This is a genomic window from Tenacibaculum xiamenense (genome assembly GCF_964513065.1).
In the GTDB taxonomy this organism is placed as follows: Bacteria; Bacteroidota; Bacteroidia; order Flavobacteriales; family Flavobacteriaceae; genus Polaribacter; species Polaribacter xiamenense.
The window spans coordinates 187,343-205,587 of record NZ_CAZEQU010000039.1; the positions used below are offsets into that span (position 1 = coordinate 187,343).

An 18,245-nucleotide genomic window follows, 5' to 3' on the forward strand; every position below is an offset into this window, starting at 1 on the left:
ATAGAAGTAAAAATCCCCCCGAACTTATACTTCTATATTTTTGTTTTTTTAACCTTAAATGATATTTCAAAGATACGTTGCATTTAGGGTTTGCTTCGAGAAAATAAGATGACTGACTCAGTTTTAAAGTTTAATAGATTTGACTAATAGTTTAATGGTGTTTTGATCTGTGTGTTTGGTTTGTTTTGTGTTTTAAGTTGTTGTTTTTTAATTATGTGTGGTTTTTTTATTGATTTTATTCCAAAAAGAAAGAAGTAAAATAACCCCCGTTTTTTTACTTCTTATTAATAATTCTTTTAACCTTAAATTATACTTCAAAGATACATTGTATTTAAAGTATAATTCATTGAAAAAAGATGATTGACATTTTTTAGAAGTTGAAGTGAAAAGTAAAAGAGGTTAAAGGTGTTTTTTTGTGTGTATTGTTTGTTTTTGATGTTTTTTGGTTTGTTTTTATGTGTAGGGTGTTTTTTGTGATTTGTCATGGCTTTTGGTGAAGTGTATAAAAAATAAAGAAGTAAAAAACCCCCCGATTCTTTACTTCTTTATTTTTGTATTTTTTTAACCTTAAATGACACTTCAAAGATACAATGAAACTTGTGTTTATTTTTAAATAAAAAGATGAGAGACAGATTTGGAAGGGTTAAGTGGCTTATCTTAAAGGTGAGTTGTGTGTTTTAGGTGTGGATTGTGTTTTTTTATGTGTGTATGGTTCTTTTTTGTGTATAAGGTGTTTTTTTGAAGTTGTAGAAAAGAAAAAAAGAAGTAACATCCACCTAATCTGTTACTTCTTTCCTGAAAACTAACTATTAACTATTAACTACATTTCAAAGATACTTATCATTGGAAATATATATACTTAAGAATAGTTGAGGTACTGTTAGCTATAGATGAATGGTAAGATTACTAAAGTAAGTGTGCTTATTTTGTATATAATTGACTCGTTTTAACCTGAACTTGTTTGATATTACTTCATATTATTAGGATTTTTTTTAAAAGAATATATTTGAATATAAATTCTTATCGGTTTAGTATTGGGAATATTTTCCATTGATCGATGGACGAATGGATTTTATCATGAAAAATGATGTACTCAACAAAAAAGAAAAAATATATTGCAATGATGATGTAATTTTACCGAGTCTTTAGATAGTAATACCCCAAAAAAATACCCCCCGTTTTTTGAAAATAGAGTTCAAGTAGTGAGCTCTTTTTTTTTGCTCTACAATTATCAAATACTTTTTAAATAGAAGCCATGGTATTCCTTATTTATACTGGCATTTAACAAAATTTCCACACGTTATAAAGATTGATATAGATAAGGCTTTTGATGCAGTAATTTTGGGGTTAATTATATTAATAAACTTGCGCAATAATTAGGATTACTTATGAGATATGTTCCTTTATGTAAAACTATAGAATTTGCCCCTATACAAATTTGTAATATTTATGATAACCACTCACCGATAGATGAATGGGCTTTGTCATGGAAACTAACCTGTATAACTAAAAAGTATAAAAGAACTATAAATGTATTGTAATTTTAACATGTCTGTTAGAAAGATAGTTCCCTGAAAAATATCAAAATCCCCCCGATTATATAAAAAAAGAGGCCCCAGTTTGGGGCTTTTTTTTCGCTATTGATTTAATCAGTTTAATTTGTGTGAACTGACGCATGAATTGGGTATGTTATTAAATCAAGTTTTTTACTATCTATTTACAAATGTATTTGTTAATCATATACTCACTAATAGGTTTTAATGTTTTTCCGTTTACTGGGTGTAAGCCTGGTGCAGTAAACAATTCTATTTTATCTTTTGAAATTTTACGATACCACACTTTCGGCTCGTTTTCCTCATCAAAATAAATATCATCGCAGACTCCTTCAATTTTTCTGAAATTCTCAATTTTAAATGGATTATACATTTCTAATTGATCAAGTTTATATTTTTTCAAATTAAAACTTACTTCTTCATAATGATCAATTTTCCATACCATCCAACGTTGCTTATTTACCGAAAAGATTGAAAAGCCTATTATTGTTGTAATAAGTAGAAGAGCTGTTATGACTAATCGTTTTTTGTTAATAGGTTTTGAGGGGAGTAATTTGAATTTCTTTTTGGGGGGCTTATCAGTTGTTTTTTCTTTTTCATGATCCTTTCCTTTCTCATGTCTTTCTAGGAAATCGTCATAATTTTCAAAATCTAAAAAACTGCAAAGCGCATTTAAAACTTCAGGTTTAGATATTTTAATTTGATCATTATATACATTTCTTAAACTTCGCTCACCATAAGTCACTCCATATTCATCCTGTAAAAGTGAGGATAAGCATTCTGCAGCTTTCTTTATTTTTATATGCCCGCCTTCTTTTTTTTGTATTGTTTTTAGAGCTAATGCTACGATTTCATTATGCATAACAGTTTGTTTTTAAGTGTAGTAATTAGTTTTTTTATCCCCCTAAATTTCGGAATTTTTTGGAAAAAAAGACTTCCCGAAACTTTCCCGTTTATTTCCTTTTATATTCCTGCTATTCCTATGGATTCTTTTTTCATTTGTACCAGAATTGATGAATAATCAAGATCGAATTAAGACTAAAGTTTAATCATTTTTTCTACCCATTGAGTTAAGTGTTTTGCAACATGAACCGAGAAGTGCATCGTCACTTAACACTTAACTCAATCACTTCTCAAAAGGCCTTTTAAACGTGTTTAAACACAACCTATTAAAGTTCGATGAAAGACTCGAACAGTAACACTAATGTCAAATTTTAACAATAAAACAAAATGAAAAAAATATTTATAGTTATTTGTACGGTTTCCCTTAATTTAATGTTTTTGTCATGCACAGATAATGACGAATTAAAGGAATATCAAGACCGATTAGAGAGTGTAGAATCAGAGAAAAGCTGTTGTGGAGATGACGGTGATATACCACCACCTCCACCACCTCCAAAAGACCCAAAAAAGAAAGATTAGATGGAGGGTGATATCGAATAGAAATCTATATTTTAGAGGAATGAAAAATTTAAAGAATTCATTCCTCTTCTTATTTTTAATAGTTTTTTCGTTTGAAGCCTTAGCTCAGCAAGATAGTCTTTCAATATATAGAAGCAAGTTTCTTACTCCTAAGTCAGAGTCTGATTTAACTGAGGCCTATAGTTTTTTTAAGCACTATCATAGTCAAAGTTTACAGAAAAAAGATACTGCGGCAATAATATATGCTTTGAGCTGTCTTTCCCAAATAGAACTGAAATGGGGAGGTAATTATGAAAGTGAAGATTTAGCTACACAAGCATTGGAACTGGTAGATGAAGCGAAAGATTTAAGAAATAGAGAGGCAGTTCTTACTTCTATATACAATCATCTAGGGAAGCTTTATAGAAGAAAGGTAAATATGGAGAAAGGATTAGATGCATATGATAAAGCCTTGACATATGCGGCTTCTTCTAGAGATAGCGCCACCATCCTTAACAATATATCTACAATATATAAGGATGAAAAGTATTTTATCAAATCTCAGGAAGTTTTACTGAAAGCGCTAGAGGTAGTCAAGAGGTCTAATGATACAGTTAGTTTAGCTCTTATCCTTGACAACCTCGGTTTTGCAAAGTTCAATATTAACCCGAAAGCTGGTAAACAAGAATTAGATAGGGCTTTAGAATTGAGAAAAGGTTTAGATAAGTTTGATGCTCTTTTGCCTAGTTATTTAAATCTTGGGAGATACTTCGCTAAAAATAATAAAATAGAAGTAGCTAAAAATTACCTGCAAATGGCTGATAGCCTTGCTAGGAAAACCAAAAACAAGGATTACCGTATAAATACGCTCGGAGAACTTGTTCTATTAGAAGGAGATGATTTAGATAAAGAATATGTGAGGTTGAGTGAAGAGGTTAGGTTATTTAATCAAAGAAAGGATAATAAAAATGCTTACTTAAAATACAATACTAAAAGACAAGAACGAATAGCAGAAATGAAAGAATTAGAAGCTGAAAAGGCAAATGAAAGAAGCCTACTTTTTCAAATTCTTAGCATTTTTGTTTTACTAATTTCAATTATAGGGTACTTTTTGTATCGCGAAAGAAATAAAAAGAAATTAGTTGAAAATGTTATTCAAACCGAAGGGAGAATATCTAAAACGGTACATGATGTAATTGCGAATGATATTTACCAGATTATGACTAAACTTCAAATAGAGAAAAACTCTAAAGCTGAAATATTAGATGACTTGGATGTTGTTTATAACAAAGCTAGAGATATTTCACGAAATAATTTTGTAATTGATGACTCCATTGAGTATTCCGAAATAATTGGAGATTTATTAAAAAGCTATGAAAGCATGGAGTTACGATTGATTACAAATGGTTTAAAGAAAATTGATTGGAGTAGATTAACTATTCATAAAAGGAATATGCTTTATAGAGTATTAAAAGAACTTCTCACCAATATGACCAAATATAGTAAAGCTAGTTTGGTAACAATTGTTTTTGAAGAGAAAGGTAATGGAGTTTTTATAAAATATAAAGATAATGGGGTTGGATGTGATTTTGTTAAGAAAAATGGATTGGTAAATGCGGAAAACCGTATAAAATCGGTTGGAGGGACTATTACTTTTGAATCAGAACCTAATAATGGGTTTCTGTGTAAAATTAAATTATAATTATGTATAAGAAAGTATTGGTAGCAGAAGACATGGATGATATTAATAAAGGTGTATTATCGACATTACAAGAAATGGGAGTGTCAATAATTCATCAAGTGCAATACTGTGACGACGCTTTTTTAAAGATTATGAAAGCGAATCAAGATGAAGATCCTTATGATTTACTTATCGCAGATTTATCCTTTAAAGAAGATCATAGAGAGCAAAAGTACAAATCAGGTGTCGATTTGATACAAGTATTGAAAGAAAAAGAAATATCAATACCAACAATAGTATATTCGGGTGAAGATAGATTACAAATGGTAAGAAGGCTTATAAATGAATATGGAGTCAGAGCCTATGTTTGTAAAGGGAGAAATGGACTATATGATTTAAAAAAAGCTATACTTAATATAAATGAAAGCTCTTCTCCTTTTTTATCCTTTCAAGTAGAAGGAGCTAGAAGAGACTCGAATGATAATGATATTAGCCCATATGATATTAATTTAATGAAGCATTTATCGGAAGGGTTATCTCAACCTGAAATTAGTGCACATTTTGTTCGTAAAGGAATTAGTCCGGGTAGCTTAAGTTCTGTAGAAAAGAGAATTATTCGACTAAAAGACATTTTTCGAGCTAATAATACAGCACATTTAGTAGCTCTTGCCAAAGATTCAGGGTTTATCTAAAAAATACTTCGCATACGGTTTCCCTTAAGGTAAAGAATTTTTCCCGTTTTAAATTTGACTATTGTTTAATAGAAAATAAAATATACGGGAAAATAAACTATGAAAAGAGTTCTGGGGAAATTGTTAAAAAGGAGAACATGAAGATATTTTGAGTTAATGGGGGACTTGGTAGTAAATTAAAAGAACCAATTTTAAATTTTAACAAGAGTTGTTTAAAAAGTTTTTACAAAGAGCATTCTTTTTAATTGCTATACTATTTTGTTCCTGTAGTTATGGTCAAAAAGTTTATGTGACAAAAACTGGAGAAAAGTACCATACTTACAACTGTCGATTTTTGAAGTATTCTAAAAAAGAAATAGAGTTCGGTAAAGCGGTTTATTTTGGGTATTTACCCTGCAAAATATGTAAACCGCTTTTAACAAAAAGGTCAAATGGAAAATCGAAAGAATTAGAAAATAAAAACTCAAAAACTAAAGCTTTTGGAGTAATATCCAGTCAAGTAAGAAGAAAAGAAGCAGTTCAATGCTCTGGAAAAACAAAGAGAGGAAGAAGATGTAAGAGAAAAACAAAAAATGCAAATGGACGGTGTTTTCAACATCAATAAAAAATCTAGTTTTAAGATGTATTCAATACTGCGGAAAACTACATTTTTTTCTGCATAAATCACCTTTTAAAATTATGTTAACATGAGTAGTTTTGATCTGAATTAAAACTAATTATGGAAGAAGTTGCTTTTAAAGTGTTATCACAAACACAAGACGTTATTAAGGTAGATAATTTTGTAAGACAAGTAATTGATTTTACAAATAATTCAGAGATTACCTATGAAGATGTTAGAGAGTCAATTTTTAAATTTATGTTCTACAAATTCATTAAAGTACAAACTACATCAACAGAAGAAAATTATATTTCAAAAGAGCAGAATTTTTACCAAGCAAAAGAGCTAGGAAGTGTAGGTTCTTGGCTTAAACATAAGCGTGTTTAAAAGGAGTTTGATTTTACGAAAGATAAAACGTAGCTTATATTTTTCGTTCAACAACGTAATCAATCATTTTAAGCAATGAAGCCTTGTATTCAGAATCAGGAAAGTTATCTAAAATAGCCAGAGCCTTGTTTTTATAATCGTGCATTTTGTTTGTGGTATACTCTAAACCACCATTTTCTTTCACAAAGGCAATAACTTCTTTTACTCTTTTTTTGTTATGATTATGCTTTTTTACGGAGTTTATTAACCAATCTTTGTCTTTTTCCGATACATTATTTAAAGTGTAAATTAAAGGCAAGGTCATTTTTTGTTCCTTAATATCGATCCCCGTAGGTTTACCAATTTTAGCATCAGTATAGTCGAATAAATCATCTTTTATTTGAAAAGCAATACCGATATATTCGCCAAACTTGCGCATTTGCTGTACAGTTTTATTATTGGCGCCAACCGAAGCAGCTCCGATTCCACAACAAGCAGCAATAAGTGTGGCTGTTTTTTGACGAATTATTTCAAAATAGACTTCTTCAGTGATATCAAGTTTTCGAGCTTTTTCAATTTGCAATAATTCACCTTCACTCATTTCACGAACAGCAATGGAAATAAGCTTTAGAATGTCAAAATCTTCATTGTCGATAGATAAAAGAAGTCCTTTTGAAAGTAAGAAATCACCAACTAAAACGGCAATTTTATTTTTCCATAAAGCATTAATTGAAAAGAAACCTCTACGACGGTTACTGTCGTCTACCACATCGTCATGAACCAGGGTGGCTGTATGAATTAATTCAACAACCGAAGCGCCACGATAAGTGCGTTCATCAAAACCACCATCCGAAACCATTTTGGCAACTAAGAAAACAAACATTGGACGCATTTGTTTTCCTTTTCTTCGAACTATATAGTAAGTTATTCTATTAAGTAACGGAACTTTGGATAGCATTGCATCTTTGAATTTTGTTTCAAAGAGCTCCATTTCTTTTGCTATAGGAAGTTTTATTTGCTCTACTGGCTTCATATTAGCGAACAAAAATAAGAATAAATTGGAAAATGATTGTAAATTGTTTTATAGTATAATTTAAATTCTAAAAGTTAGTTCAATTATTGTTTTTTGGGGGGTAAAAATTATTTTTAACAACTTGATTTTTAATGTTAATGGTGTTGTTATTCAGTAATTTAACATCAATTATAGTTGAAATCTAAAATAAGCTTGTATTTTAGCAGTAATAAACACCCCTTATCCCCATGAAATATTTATTAAGCTTTTTTATAGCTATTCTTACCGTATTTACTATTTCCGCTCAAAATTCAACTAATTTTCCCGATGACTATTTAGGTATTTATAAAGGAGATTTGGTCATTAATTCGACTGGAAAAACTCAAAAAATTCCGATGGAGTTTCATTTATTAAAAACAAAAGATGAAGGAAAATACCAGTACAAATTAGTGTACAATGGTCAGCCTAGAAACTATACTTTAGTGGTAAAAGATAAAGAAAAAGGTCTTTTTGAGGTTGATGAAAACAATGGAATCGTTTTACCAATAAAATTTGTTTCTAACACCTTATATAGCTTTTTTGAGGTACAAGAGAATTTATTAACGACACGTTTGGCCTTTGATAATGAGACGGTTGATTTTGAGATTTTATTTACAAAGAGTAAAAACAAAACTACCACAGGAAAAGGAACAAAAGAGATTCCATTTGTATATGGATATCCAGTTACAGTTACTCAGAGAGCTTTGTTGAAAAAATAGAAGTAATAAGGTTTTTTATACTTTGGTTATTTATATAGTTTAGTTACTATATGATACCTAGCGGAGGATATTGTTTTTATTGGTTACGATATAGCTCTTTAATAATGTAATACCCTGATTTTTTGTATATTGATAAATAAACTTAATTGGTTTATTTCTAGTACTGTATTGGTGCTATGAAGGAAAATATCAATAAATTGAATCGATCAAATAAAATATACAAAAAGCGAATTAACATGGCTATCGACTATGTTAATGCTAATTTAAATAGAACTATTTCGTTGGAAGAGTTGGCTACAGTTTGCTTTTTCTCTCCATATCATTTTCATAGAGTATTTTTTGGGGTAACAGGAGAAACAGTATTTGACTGCACGAATCGCTTACGATTGGAAAAAGTAGCGAAACTTTTAAAATATTCAAGCAATTCTATTTCAATTATTTCACATGAATGTGGCTTTTCATCTCCTTCAGTATTATCAAGAGCATTTAAGCTCCATTTTGGAGTAAGTCCTAGTGTATATCGGAGTTCTGACAAACTAAAAAATAGCAAGATTCGCAAAGAGTTATTTCAGGTAAATAAGTATTATTGTAAAGAAGCGGAGAACGAGTTTGTAAAAGATTTTCCAGTATCCATTGAAGATTTTCCCGAAAGAAGAATTGCTTTTATGAGGGTGCCAAATTCTTTCGAAGAAGGAGCTGTTTTAAATGCTTTGACAAAATTAGTACAGTGGTCTAAAAATATGGGGTTGTTTTGGTCGGAAACCATATTTGGAATGTCTAAAGATGATCCAAACGTAACCCCAAAGGATAAATATACCTATGAGGTATGTATTACAATTCCTGAAGATTTTGAAATAGATGCTGAAAGTGATTTTTTAGAAATGAAAGTATTGCCTAAGTGTACATACGCAATTGCAACAGTGTTAGGCGATTTTGAAAAGGTAGCGACGGCTATAAATTATTTATTTAATCATTGGTTGATTACTAGTTTTTATGAGCCTGAGCATCTTCCAGGGTTGGAGATATTTAATGACAATGAAGCCGTTTTAGATTGGAGTCATTTTAATATGAATCTCTGTATTCCAATAAAAGAAATTAAGAAGTAATATTATGAAATACTCATTATCAAATACAATTAATAGCTCATTACATAAGGTAGCGGATAAGATAAGCGTTTCTGAAGGGACAAAGCAATGGACGGAAGGTTTACAATCTATAGAACAAATTACTGGAGACTATTGCGATGTAGGCTCGATAAGGAAACTTCATTATATATTCAATAAGAAAGATTTGATTATCACAGAAACTATCGTAGAACAAAATTTACCTGGGCAAATTAAGTTTAAATACGAAAGTAAAATGGGAAGTAATATAGTGGAGTTAATTTTTGAAGAAATGTCTGACAATGAGGTGAAGCAGACGAGTAATACAACTATGGAGCTAAAAGGTGTTATGCGGTTATTTGGTGGTTTAATGAAAGGAATGTTTAAAAAGCAATCAAAAAAATATATGACGGCTTTCAAAAAATACGCTGAGGAGTGAAAATAGGTTTAACACAATGAACATAAAATCTCAAACTCTTAATGTCTTTACTTGTGTAAAGTAAAGTTATTGGTAAGTATGGTATAGTAATGATTCCTTAGTTATTAGGATTTATTAGCTAATTGCCCACAGGCAGCATCAATATCTTTACCTCTAGATCTACGCACATTTACAACAATGTCGTTCATTTCAAGATTAGAGATATAGTTGTTTAACGCACGTTCCGAAGCTTGTTGAAACTCTCCATCGTCAATAGGATTGTATTCAATTAAATTAACCTTACAAGGAATGTGTTTACAAAAAGCCACTAAGGCGTCAATATCTTCCTTCCTATCGTTAATACCATTCCAAACAACATATTCGTAGGTTACTTTTCTTTTGGTTTTAGTATACCAGTATTCCAAAGATTCTTGTAAATCTTTTAAAGGAAAACGTGTGTTAAAAGGCATAATTGAAGTTCTTACTTCATCAATAGCAGAATGTAATGAAACGGCTAAGTTAAAGCGAACTTCATCATCTGCCATTTTCTTTATCATTTTAGGCACACCTGAAGTAGATACAGTTATTCTTCTTGCGGCCATTCCCAATCCTTCTGGAGAAGTAATTTTATCGATAGCCTTCAGAACGTTATTGTAATTCATCAGAGGCTCTCCCATTCCCATAAAAACAATATTTGATAATTTGTGATTATGATAATGTCTACTCTGTTGATCAATGGCTACAACTTGATCGTAAATTTCGTCGGCATTTAAATTACGCATACGTTTTAAACGAGCGGTGGCGCAAAATTTACAATCTAAACTACATCCTACTTGACTTGACACGCAGGCTGTTGTTCTTGTTTCTGTTGGAATCAAAACTGACTCAACAATTAATCCATCATGTAGTTTAATGGCATTTTTTACCGTACCATCATTACTTCTTTGCATAGCGTCAACCTCAATATGGTTAATCACGAAATTCTCATCTAACATATTTCTAGTGGCTTTAGAAATATTGGTCATGTCATCAAAGCTATGAGCAGCTTTACTCCATAACCATTCGTAAACTTGATTTCCTCTGAAAGCTTTGTCGTTGTTTGCAACGAAAAAATCTCGGAGTTGATCTTTACTTAAAGCGCGTATGTCTTTCTTTTTATTCAAGTGATTGTATTGAAATTAACAATTGTGGCAAAGGTATAATAAAAAACTGGTAATCGGAGATGATTACCAGTTGGTCATATCTTGAAAGATGCTTTTGTTATATAATTAACATAGCATCACCGTACGAGTAAAACTTGTACTTTTCTTTAATAGCTTCTTGGTATGCTTCCATAACAAAATCATGTCCTGCAAAAGCAGAGATCATCATTAATAATGTAGATTTTGGCGTGTGGAAGTTTGTAACCATACAGTTAGCAATACTAAAATCGTAAGGAGGGAAAATAAATTTATTTGTCCATCCGTTGTACGGGTTTAATCTTTTGCTAGCCGATACCGAAGATTCAACAGTACGCATAACTGTAGTTCCAACAGCACAAACTTTACGTTTGGTGTCTAAAGCATTGTTTACAATATTTACACTTTCATCTGGAATGATAATTTGCTCAGAATCCATTTTGTGTTTAGATAAATCTTCAACCTCTACTGGGTTAAAAGTACCTAAACCAACGTGTAATGTCATTTCCGCAAAATCAACACCTTTAATTTCTAAACGTTTCATTAAATGTTTAGAGAAGTGCAACCCAGCAGTTGGTGCAGCAACTGCTCCTTCATGCTTAGCAAAAATTGTTTGGTAACGCTCTTCGTCTTCTGGTTCAACATCACGCTTAATATATTTTGGTAATGGAGTTTCACCTAATTCTATTAATTTATGACGAAATTCTTCATAAGATCCATCAAATAAGAAACGTAAAGTTCTTCCACGAGAAGTTGTATTATCAATAACTTCGGCTACTAAACTATCATCGTTACCGAAAAATAATTTATTTCCAATTCTGATTTTACGAGCAGGGTCTACTAAAACATCCCATAAACGGTTTTCAGCGTTTAGTTCACGTAATAAAAAAACTTCAATACGTGCTCCAGTTTTTTCCTTGTTACCGTACATACGGGCTGGGAAAACCTTGGTGTTGTTAAGCATCATTACGTCACCCTCATCAAAATAATTGATTAAATCTTTAAATAATTTATGCTCAATTGTTTGTTTTTCACGGTTTAAAACCATTAAACGGGCTTCGTCTCTGTGCTCTGAAGGGTATTCTGCCAATAGTTCTTTTGGCAGGTCAAAATCAAAATTCGATAATTTCATTTGTAAAAATTTCTAAACGAGGGGCAAATATACAATATCGAGATAGGGGATGTCAAGCGATTCTCTATTTATTTTATATGATATAAATCGTATAAAATTATTTCTATTAGAGTTCTTGAATCTGTAACCCGATTTTGTTCATGTCATTCCAGAAGTTTCTAAAAGATTTAGTAACTACTTCGGCTTCATTTATTTGTATAATAGTTTTAAAAGCTAATGGCGCAAATGCCATGGCCATTCTATGATCATTATAAGTTTCTATATCAATGTTTTGATAAATTTGTTCACCAGCCTGTAAATGTAAACTTTCATTAGTTACTTCAATAGACGCTCCTAGTTTTGTCAATTCTTCTCGTAAAGCTTCCAATCTATCAGTTTCTTTAATTTTTAAAGTATGAAGACCTGTTAATTCGCAAGCAATACCTAAACCAAAACATGTAACAGCAATTGTTTGAGCAATATCTGGAGCGTTTTTTAAATCTTCAACCAAGGTACTTTTTAAGTGCTCAGATGATTTTGTTAAAACAATACTGTTTTCTTGAAATTCTGTAGTCACTCCGAAATGCTTATAAATTTCCGATAGAACTGCATCTCCCTGTAAACTATCATTTTTGTAAGCAGTTAACTTTACTTTTGAATTTAACTCGCTTAAGGCAATTAAGGAGTAAAAGTAAGAAGCTGAACTCCAGTCAGACTCAACAACTACCTTTTGATCAGTAATCTTTGGTTGATTCTTTACTTGAATTAAGTTTCCTTCGAAATTAGCTTCAATTCCAATTTGATGAAGTAAACTTAAGGTCATTTTTATATAAGGAACAGATGTTATTTTTCCTACAAGTTCAATATTTAGACCATTTGGTAAGCTTGGAGCAATTAACATCAAGGCTGAGATGTATTGACTGCTCACATTTCCGTTAATTGAAACTGTATCCTTAGTTAGTTCTTGTCCCACAATTCTTATTGGAGGATATCCTTCTTTTTGTAAGTAGGTAATATCAGCCCCTATTGAGCGTAAAGCATCCACCAAAATTTCGATAGGACGATTATGCATTCGGTCAGAACCCTGCAATACTTTGATTGTCCCTTTTTTAGAAGCAAAAAAGGCTGTTAAAAACCTCATAGCTGTTCCTGCATGACCAATGTCAGCAATTTCACTCGAAGAAGAAAGAGCTTCTTGTAAATGGTGTGAATCGTCTGAATCAGAAAGGTTTTCGATAGTAATATTAGGATATAATTGTTGTAAAATTAATAACCTATTCGATTCACTTTTTGATCCCGACACTGTAATCTCTGCTTGAATAGCCGAGCTTTGTGTTTGTAATTGTAAGTTCATGGTAATTACGCCATTTTTTTATTAGTAATCCAAACTCCATAAATTAAACTGAAAATAACTTTAAATCCCCAGAAATTAATCCATTTTCCATTTGAAAAATTGGTTTCATATACTGCATTAAAGTTTCCCGAAAAAATATCTTTAGAGCTATTTAATACTAATGAAAAAATAGTAACAACTATGAAAAAAGGAATAGCAACTTTAGCTACGTTCTTCCAAAATAGTGGCTGTTGTATTTTTTTAAGTATGCTCATTTATTTCAGTTTTTCGTTATTATGATGACGATCGTGATCGCGTTTGGTTTTTAAATCTAGTTTTTTATCGAATGCTTCTTGTAAGTTTACACCTGTTTGATTAGCTAAGCAAAGTACAACGAAAACTACATCAGCCAATTCCTCTCCTAAATCTTTTTGTTTATCACTTTCCTTTTCACTTTGTTCTCCATAACGACGCGCTATGATTCTGGCTACTTCACCAACTTCTTCAGTTAGTTGTGCCATATTGGTTAATTCGTTAAAATAACGAACACCATGGTTTTTAATCCAATCATCAACTTGTTTTTGTGCGTCTTGTATGTTCATCTATAATGTTTTTATCATTCATTTCTAATAAGCCAAAAATACATGATTTTTTTCATTAAAAGCCCTTATTTTGGGGTTTTAGTATATTAACTTAAGGTATTTTAGATACACAAAAAAGAGTGCACTTTTGCTAAGGTTTTTCCTAGGCAAAAATTCATTGAAAATAATTAATAATTAGTATTACCTAGGGAAGTGATTACAATTGTAAAACTATTTTTATTATTTCTTAAAAAAAAATAGCTTTTACCTCTCGATAAACATAGAATAGTTAAACTATTGAACTCTCCAAGGTGGATTCTTCCTGTTTTTTCCAGCTTTAAACAAAATAAGCTGATTACCATCCGGATCCTTTAATCTTGCTTCTCTCCAAAGCCATGGTTGATCAGTAGGAAGTAAATTGAATTCAATTCCTTTTTCTTGGAGATTTTTTACTTCTTTGTCTAAGTCGTCATGCTCAAAGTAAATAACTATGTTACTTTCAGAGGGTAAATTATCAACAAGATGTATTGACAGTGTGCTATCTCCTGAGGGGAGTTCAAATCGAACATAATTAGGACTTGCATCTACAATGAGATGCAAGCCTAACTTTTTATAAAATACTACAGCTTTTTCGATATTAATTGAGGGTAGCGTTACTTGGTTTAAGTTCATTTTTTTCTATTTTAATCATTTTTACTAATATTAGTATTAATACCATTCCTATAGTTGAAAGTAAAATCATAATATTCCAAGTATCTACAAAGCCAAGAACATCCACGAACTGCATTCCAAAGTTATGGGCGAAAATATGTGATAGTGAAAAAGAGATACTATAATAAGCCATATACTCACCCTGATTACCTCTTTTAGCTCTTTCTAATACAAATGCATTTGAAAAAGGGAAAGCAATCATTTCTCCAACTGTTGCCAAAATCATACTAATTACTAATATTTCTGTCCAATTAGCTAAGTTTAAAACAACGAAGCTCAATCCAGTTAGAAACAAACCAAAGAACATAAGTATTTCTTTTGAAAACTTGCTTTTTTCTAACCATGATATCAAAGGCATTTCTAGCACAACGATTATAACTCCATTTAAGCCCATTAACAAGCCTATTTGAAACTCAGTTAAATGATGAGCATCTTTATAAAATAATGGTAACGTTGAGAGGAATTGTAAAAACACGACTCCAAACATGATCATACTTGCAAAAAATATCCAAAATGCCCTATCTTTAAATATAGAAACAGGGTTTTCATTTTTAACTTCGTCAACAACTCTCGATTTTTTTGGATGTAATACATTTGTTAATAAAAGGGTTGCTAGTATACAGGTAATTCCATCTACCCAAAACAAACCACCATAACTTAGTGTTGTGATGATAATTCCACCAACAGCCGGTCCAGCTGAAAAACCAAGATTTATAGCCAAACGTATTAATGTTACTGAACGCGTTTTATTTTCTGGTTTACTATAAGCACTTAAAGCTACGAACATAGCGGGTCTAAAAGTGTCAGCCACGAGAATCACTAAAAATATTCCAGCACAAATCCCTGCAAATGAAGTAACAAATTGTAATGAAATAAATAGAACTCCAGTTAAAAACAAACTTGCTTTCATAACTTTATAAAATCCAATTTTGTCTGTCAATTTTCCTCCTAGCCATGAACCCACAACAGATCCTAATCCAAAGCAAGTCATAATCCAACCGACCTGGTTTAACGAGAAGTTTAAGCTTTTCGTTAAGTACAATGATAAAAAAGGAATTACCATAGTTCCAGCTCTGTTAATAAGGGTGATTAACGCTAACCACCAAACCTCTTTTGAGAGGCCTTTAAAGTTGTTTAAATAGTTAAAATAGAGTTTTTTCATAGTGTTTGAATTAGATGTTGATTGTATAATAAAAATAAAGAGTCCGACTGTGAAGCCGGACTCTTTATAATAGTTATATCTTATTTATAGATAATCATAATACATAAAACGTCCGTTTGCTCCTGCACTTAACAGTAGAACATTGTTTATATGTATTAAAAATTGTCATTATTTATTTTCTTTTGATGTAATTGAATTTCAAAACTATAAAAAAAACAAATAGGTTTTACAAAAAATAAAAATTATTTTACTTCACAGTTTTCAAAGAGTTTTCTCCTTAGTCCTCCTTCGGCGAATAGTTCCCACATCCTAGCTTTTTGCCCTTTGGTAAACATATACATGGAATCGTCATCACTATAATCCATAAAATTCATAGTCATGTCTATGGACCCACAAGAAGATTTGGGAAAAGCTGGCTTTCCATTACTAGAAGCGAATTGTGTGGGGGTATCATCTACATAATCTCCTTTTTCGGGAGAATCTTCACATGAATCTTGAGTACCATAAATATGTTTTAGATTTAGCCAATGCCCAATTTCATGAGTTGCAGTTCTACCATATTTATATTCTCCATATAGAGGAGGTAAGGTTCCGAAAACTCGGGGTTCTATCACAACACCATCAATCCTTGGGTCAGTGCCAGGTGGGTTTGCGTATCCTGGCAACCCCATTCCGCCATCTCTATTTTTATAGTCCGCTATCCAAATATTTAAATACTGGTCATTAGGCCAGGCATCTTGACCACCTCTTTGAGTAAAATATAAAGGCATATTATCGAGATTGTTATTTTGATCTACTCCATCTGAGGCAATTAAGTTACTTTCATTTCTTAAAATTCCATTAGTTGGGGTTCCATCTGGAGCAGTAGTAGCCAGATAAAATTCTATTTCAATATCGGCCACCAGATCAATAAAGATGTCTGGTGTTTTTTGCCAATCGTCATTTAGCTTTCTGAAGTCTTTATTTAGAACCTCTATTTGAGATTTTATTTTCTCATCACTTATTTCAAATGGATCGGGAGCATAATTGACGACGTGAACAACAATTGGAATTCTCATTTTCGGTTTACTGGCGGGGATTGGGGGAGGAGAGTCAGGCTTGTCATCTTTAGAACAAGAAAAAAATAATATTGATAAAAGAATAAAGCTAGTGTAGTAGGTTAATTTTTTTGTGTTCATGGTTATTGCAAATGTTTCGGCGAAACTATAAAGTTTCAATAATGACAAGGGTTAAAGAAAAGTGAAGGTTATCATAATTAACAAGGTTTCCATGTATGATTTTAACACTACTAATCTTATTGAATTCATCGAAGGTTAATCTGATACAAAGTGTATTTTATTTCAATTGGACGAAAGTAAAGAGCGCTTTAACTTATATATAAAGAAAGAATTGAGAATCTATAATATCTTTGAAGTGTAGATGAAACATAAAGTAAATCTTGTTAAACAGATAGAGATCCCTAAAAAGAAACATTTACAAAAGAACATTCTACAAGTGTTAAAAAAATAGTGATCTAAAGCATGCTCACATTACTCGAAAATATGTTGATATAACATAACATTGCTAAACCTACCTATTAGAAATTTATTCTGTGCACAGAATTATAAAGAGCATTTTTAAAGTGCTCTTATTTTTTTCTTAGATATTATATTATTAATAAATAAATTTTACAGTTATAATTCAGGCGAAATATCGATGATATTCTATGTCGTACAATTGAGCTTGATAAGGTATTATTATAAATGATAGCTTTTATGTCTTTGTAGTGGAGTTATAATTATTGGTTTAAAGTAATGAGTGAAGTATTAAGATAATAAATATGGTTTTTACGGTTTATACATAAAAAACATCTATTTATACTATTTTTTATGTCTTTTATGTGTTTTGAGTGGCAGTTGATCTATCCGCTAGTTCAGCTAATCTTTATAAATATGTTAGTCGTCTTTATTTAATGAGATAGATCTCTAAAGCTTTATATCTTTGAAGTGTAGATGAAACATAAAGTAAATCTCGCCGAACAGATAGAGATCCCTAAAAAGAAACATATACAATTACACACTACAAATTTTAAAAAGATAGTAATCTAAAGCATGCTCACATTACTCGCAAAATATTTGTAAAACATAATATTGCTAAACCTACTAAATAAAGTATTCAAGTTGCGTACATTTTGATTCTTAAGAGCATTATATAATGCTCTTAACTATTTTCTTCAAGTTTCCATTTTCCATATTCTTTTATAAACTTCTTAATTTTACTAATGCTTTTATAAGGTAGTATTTTTTTGCATAGTTAGTTTGGTATAAAATGTTATTAAGATACCATCCTTTCTAAGATTATGTTTGTGTAGTAATTACATTTTAACTTTTAGATATGGCAAATAATATCATTCAAAACTAATTACTGGTGTTTTTTGTTATGGCAATTTATAATTGATTATTAGCTATTTATAATTGTTTAAGTGTCTTTTATATATGTTTATGAGCGGTTTATCTATCCGCTAGTTCAGCTAATCTTTATAAATATGTTAGTCGTCTTTATTTAATGAGATAGATCTCTAAAGCTTTATATCTTTGAAGTGTAGATG

At 31.0% G+C, this 18,245-nt stretch carries 18 protein-coding genes; 8 read left to right on the forward strand and 10 right to left on the reverse strand.

The window, feature by feature from the left end:
* Window positions 1-1,713: 1,713 nt before the first annotated feature.
* Window positions 1,714-2,415: a hypothetical protein gene (locus tag ACKTTV_RS18555; protein WP_408032372.1), complete on the reverse strand. Its 702-nt coding sequence runs from the start codon at window positions 2,413-2,415 to the stop codon at window positions 1,714-1,716.
* 368 nt (window positions 2,416-2,783) lie between these two features.
* On the opposite strand from ACKTTV_RS18555, the gene ACKTTV_RS18560 reads away from it, so the two are divergent.
* From ACKTTV_RS18560 to ACKTTV_RS18580, 5 genes are all read left to right on the forward strand, one after another.
* Window positions 2,784-2,975, forward strand: a complete 192-nt coding sequence (locus tag ACKTTV_RS18560) for a hypothetical protein (protein ID WP_408032373.1) — start codon at window positions 2,784-2,786, stop codon at window positions 2,973-2,975.
* Window positions 2,976-3,015: 40 nt separating this feature from the next.
* Window positions 3,016-4,656 carry a tetratricopeptide repeat-containing sensor histidine kinase gene (locus ACKTTV_RS18565; RefSeq protein WP_408032374.1) on the forward strand — a complete coding sequence of 547 codons (1,641 nt, stop codon included), beginning with the start codon at window positions 3,016-3,018 and terminating at the stop codon, window positions 4,654-4,656.
* A 2-nt stretch (window positions 4,657-4,658) separates the two neighbouring features.
* Window positions 4,659-5,327 (forward strand): response regulator, encoded by a 669-nt coding sequence (locus tag ACKTTV_RS18570; protein WP_408032375.1) that lies wholly within the window; start codon window positions 4,659-4,661, stop codon window positions 5,325-5,327.
* Between the two features lie 334 nt (window positions 5,328-5,661).
* Window positions 5,662-5,931, forward strand: a complete 270-nt coding sequence (locus tag ACKTTV_RS18575) for a peptide deformylase (RefSeq protein ID WP_408032376.1) — start codon at window positions 5,662-5,664, stop codon at window positions 5,929-5,931.
* Between the two features lie 114 nt (window positions 5,932-6,045).
* A complete protein-coding gene (locus ACKTTV_RS18580; RefSeq protein ID WP_408032377.1) occupies window positions 6,046-6,312 on the forward strand; it encodes a hypothetical protein in 267 nt (88 codons plus the stop codon).
* Between the two features lie 34 nt (window positions 6,313-6,346).
* Here ACKTTV_RS18580 and ACKTTV_RS18585 read toward each other — a convergent pair whose 3' ends face one another.
* Complete coding sequence (locus ACKTTV_RS18585) at window positions 6,347-7,324, reverse strand: polyprenyl synthetase family protein (protein ID WP_408032378.1); 978 nt, start codon at window positions 7,322-7,324, stop codon at window positions 6,347-6,349.
* A gap of 227 nt (window positions 7,325-7,551) precedes the next feature.
* Here ACKTTV_RS18585 and ACKTTV_RS18590 point away from each other — a divergent pair, with 227 nt between their 5' ends.
* The 3 genes from ACKTTV_RS18590 (at window position 7,552) to ACKTTV_RS18600 (ending at window position 9,603) form a co-directional block, all read left to right on the forward strand.
* Window positions 7,552-8,061: a hypothetical protein gene (locus ACKTTV_RS18590; RefSeq protein ID WP_408032379.1), complete on the forward strand. Its 510-nt coding sequence runs from the start codon at window positions 7,552-7,554 to the stop codon at window positions 8,059-8,061.
* Window positions 8,062-8,297: 236 nt separating this feature from the next.
* Window positions 8,298-9,167 carry an AraC family transcriptional regulator gene (locus ACKTTV_RS18595; RefSeq protein WP_408032380.1) on the forward strand — a complete coding sequence of 290 codons (870 nt, stop codon included), beginning with the start codon at window positions 8,298-8,300 and terminating at the stop codon, window positions 9,165-9,167.
* A 4-nt stretch (window positions 9,168-9,171) separates the two neighbouring features.
* Window positions 9,172-9,603, forward strand: coding sequence for an SRPBCC family protein (locus ACKTTV_RS18600; RefSeq protein ID WP_408032381.1), 432 nt, complete (start codon window positions 9,172-9,174; stop codon window positions 9,601-9,603).
* 104 nt (window positions 9,604-9,707) lie between these two features.
* Here ACKTTV_RS18600 and rlmN read toward each other — a convergent pair whose 3' ends face one another.
* From rlmN to ACKTTV_RS18640, 8 genes are all read right to left on the reverse strand, one after another.
* On the reverse strand, window positions 9,708-10,745 hold the full coding sequence (gene rlmN, locus ACKTTV_RS18605; protein ID WP_408032382.1) for a 23S rRNA (adenine(2503)-C(2))-methyltransferase RlmN: 1,038 nt from the start codon (window positions 10,743-10,745) through the stop codon (window positions 9,708-9,710).
* 97 nt (window positions 10,746-10,842) lie between these two features.
* Entirely contained in the window at window positions 10,843-11,892 is a 1,050-nt protein-coding gene (queA, locus tag ACKTTV_RS18610; protein WP_408032383.1) for a tRNA preQ1(34) S-adenosylmethionine ribosyltransferase-isomerase QueA, read from the reverse strand.
* Between the two features lie 106 nt (window positions 11,893-11,998).
* Entirely contained in the window at window positions 11,999-13,225 is a 1,227-nt protein-coding gene (locus tag ACKTTV_RS18615; protein WP_408032384.1) for a 3-phosphoshikimate 1-carboxyvinyltransferase, read from the reverse strand.
* Window positions 13,226-13,230: 5 nt separating this feature from the next.
* Window positions 13,231-13,479, reverse strand: a complete 249-nt coding sequence (locus tag ACKTTV_RS18620) for a hypothetical protein (protein WP_408032385.1) — start codon at window positions 13,477-13,479, stop codon at window positions 13,231-13,233.
* Window positions 13,480-13,806, reverse strand: coding sequence for a nucleotide pyrophosphohydrolase (locus ACKTTV_RS18625; RefSeq protein WP_132792797.1), 327 nt, complete (start codon window positions 13,804-13,806; stop codon window positions 13,480-13,482).
* Window positions 13,807-14,079: 273 nt separating this feature from the next.
* Window positions 14,080-14,457, reverse strand: coding sequence for a VOC family protein (locus tag ACKTTV_RS18630; RefSeq protein ID WP_408032386.1), 378 nt, complete (start codon window positions 14,455-14,457; stop codon window positions 14,080-14,082).
* Complete coding sequence (locus ACKTTV_RS18635; RefSeq protein ID WP_408032387.1) at window positions 14,423-15,658, reverse strand: MDR family MFS transporter; 1,236 nt, start codon at window positions 15,656-15,658, stop codon at window positions 14,423-14,425. Before ACKTTV_RS18635 ends, ACKTTV_RS18630 begins: the two co-directional genes overlap by 35 nt.
* A gap of 242 nt (window positions 15,659-15,900) precedes the next feature.
* Window positions 15,901-16,836, reverse strand: a complete 936-nt coding sequence (locus tag ACKTTV_RS18640) for a M43 family zinc metalloprotease (RefSeq protein ID WP_408032388.1) — start codon at window positions 16,834-16,836, stop codon at window positions 15,901-15,903.
* Between the last annotated feature and the right edge of the window lie 1,409 nt (window positions 16,837-18,245).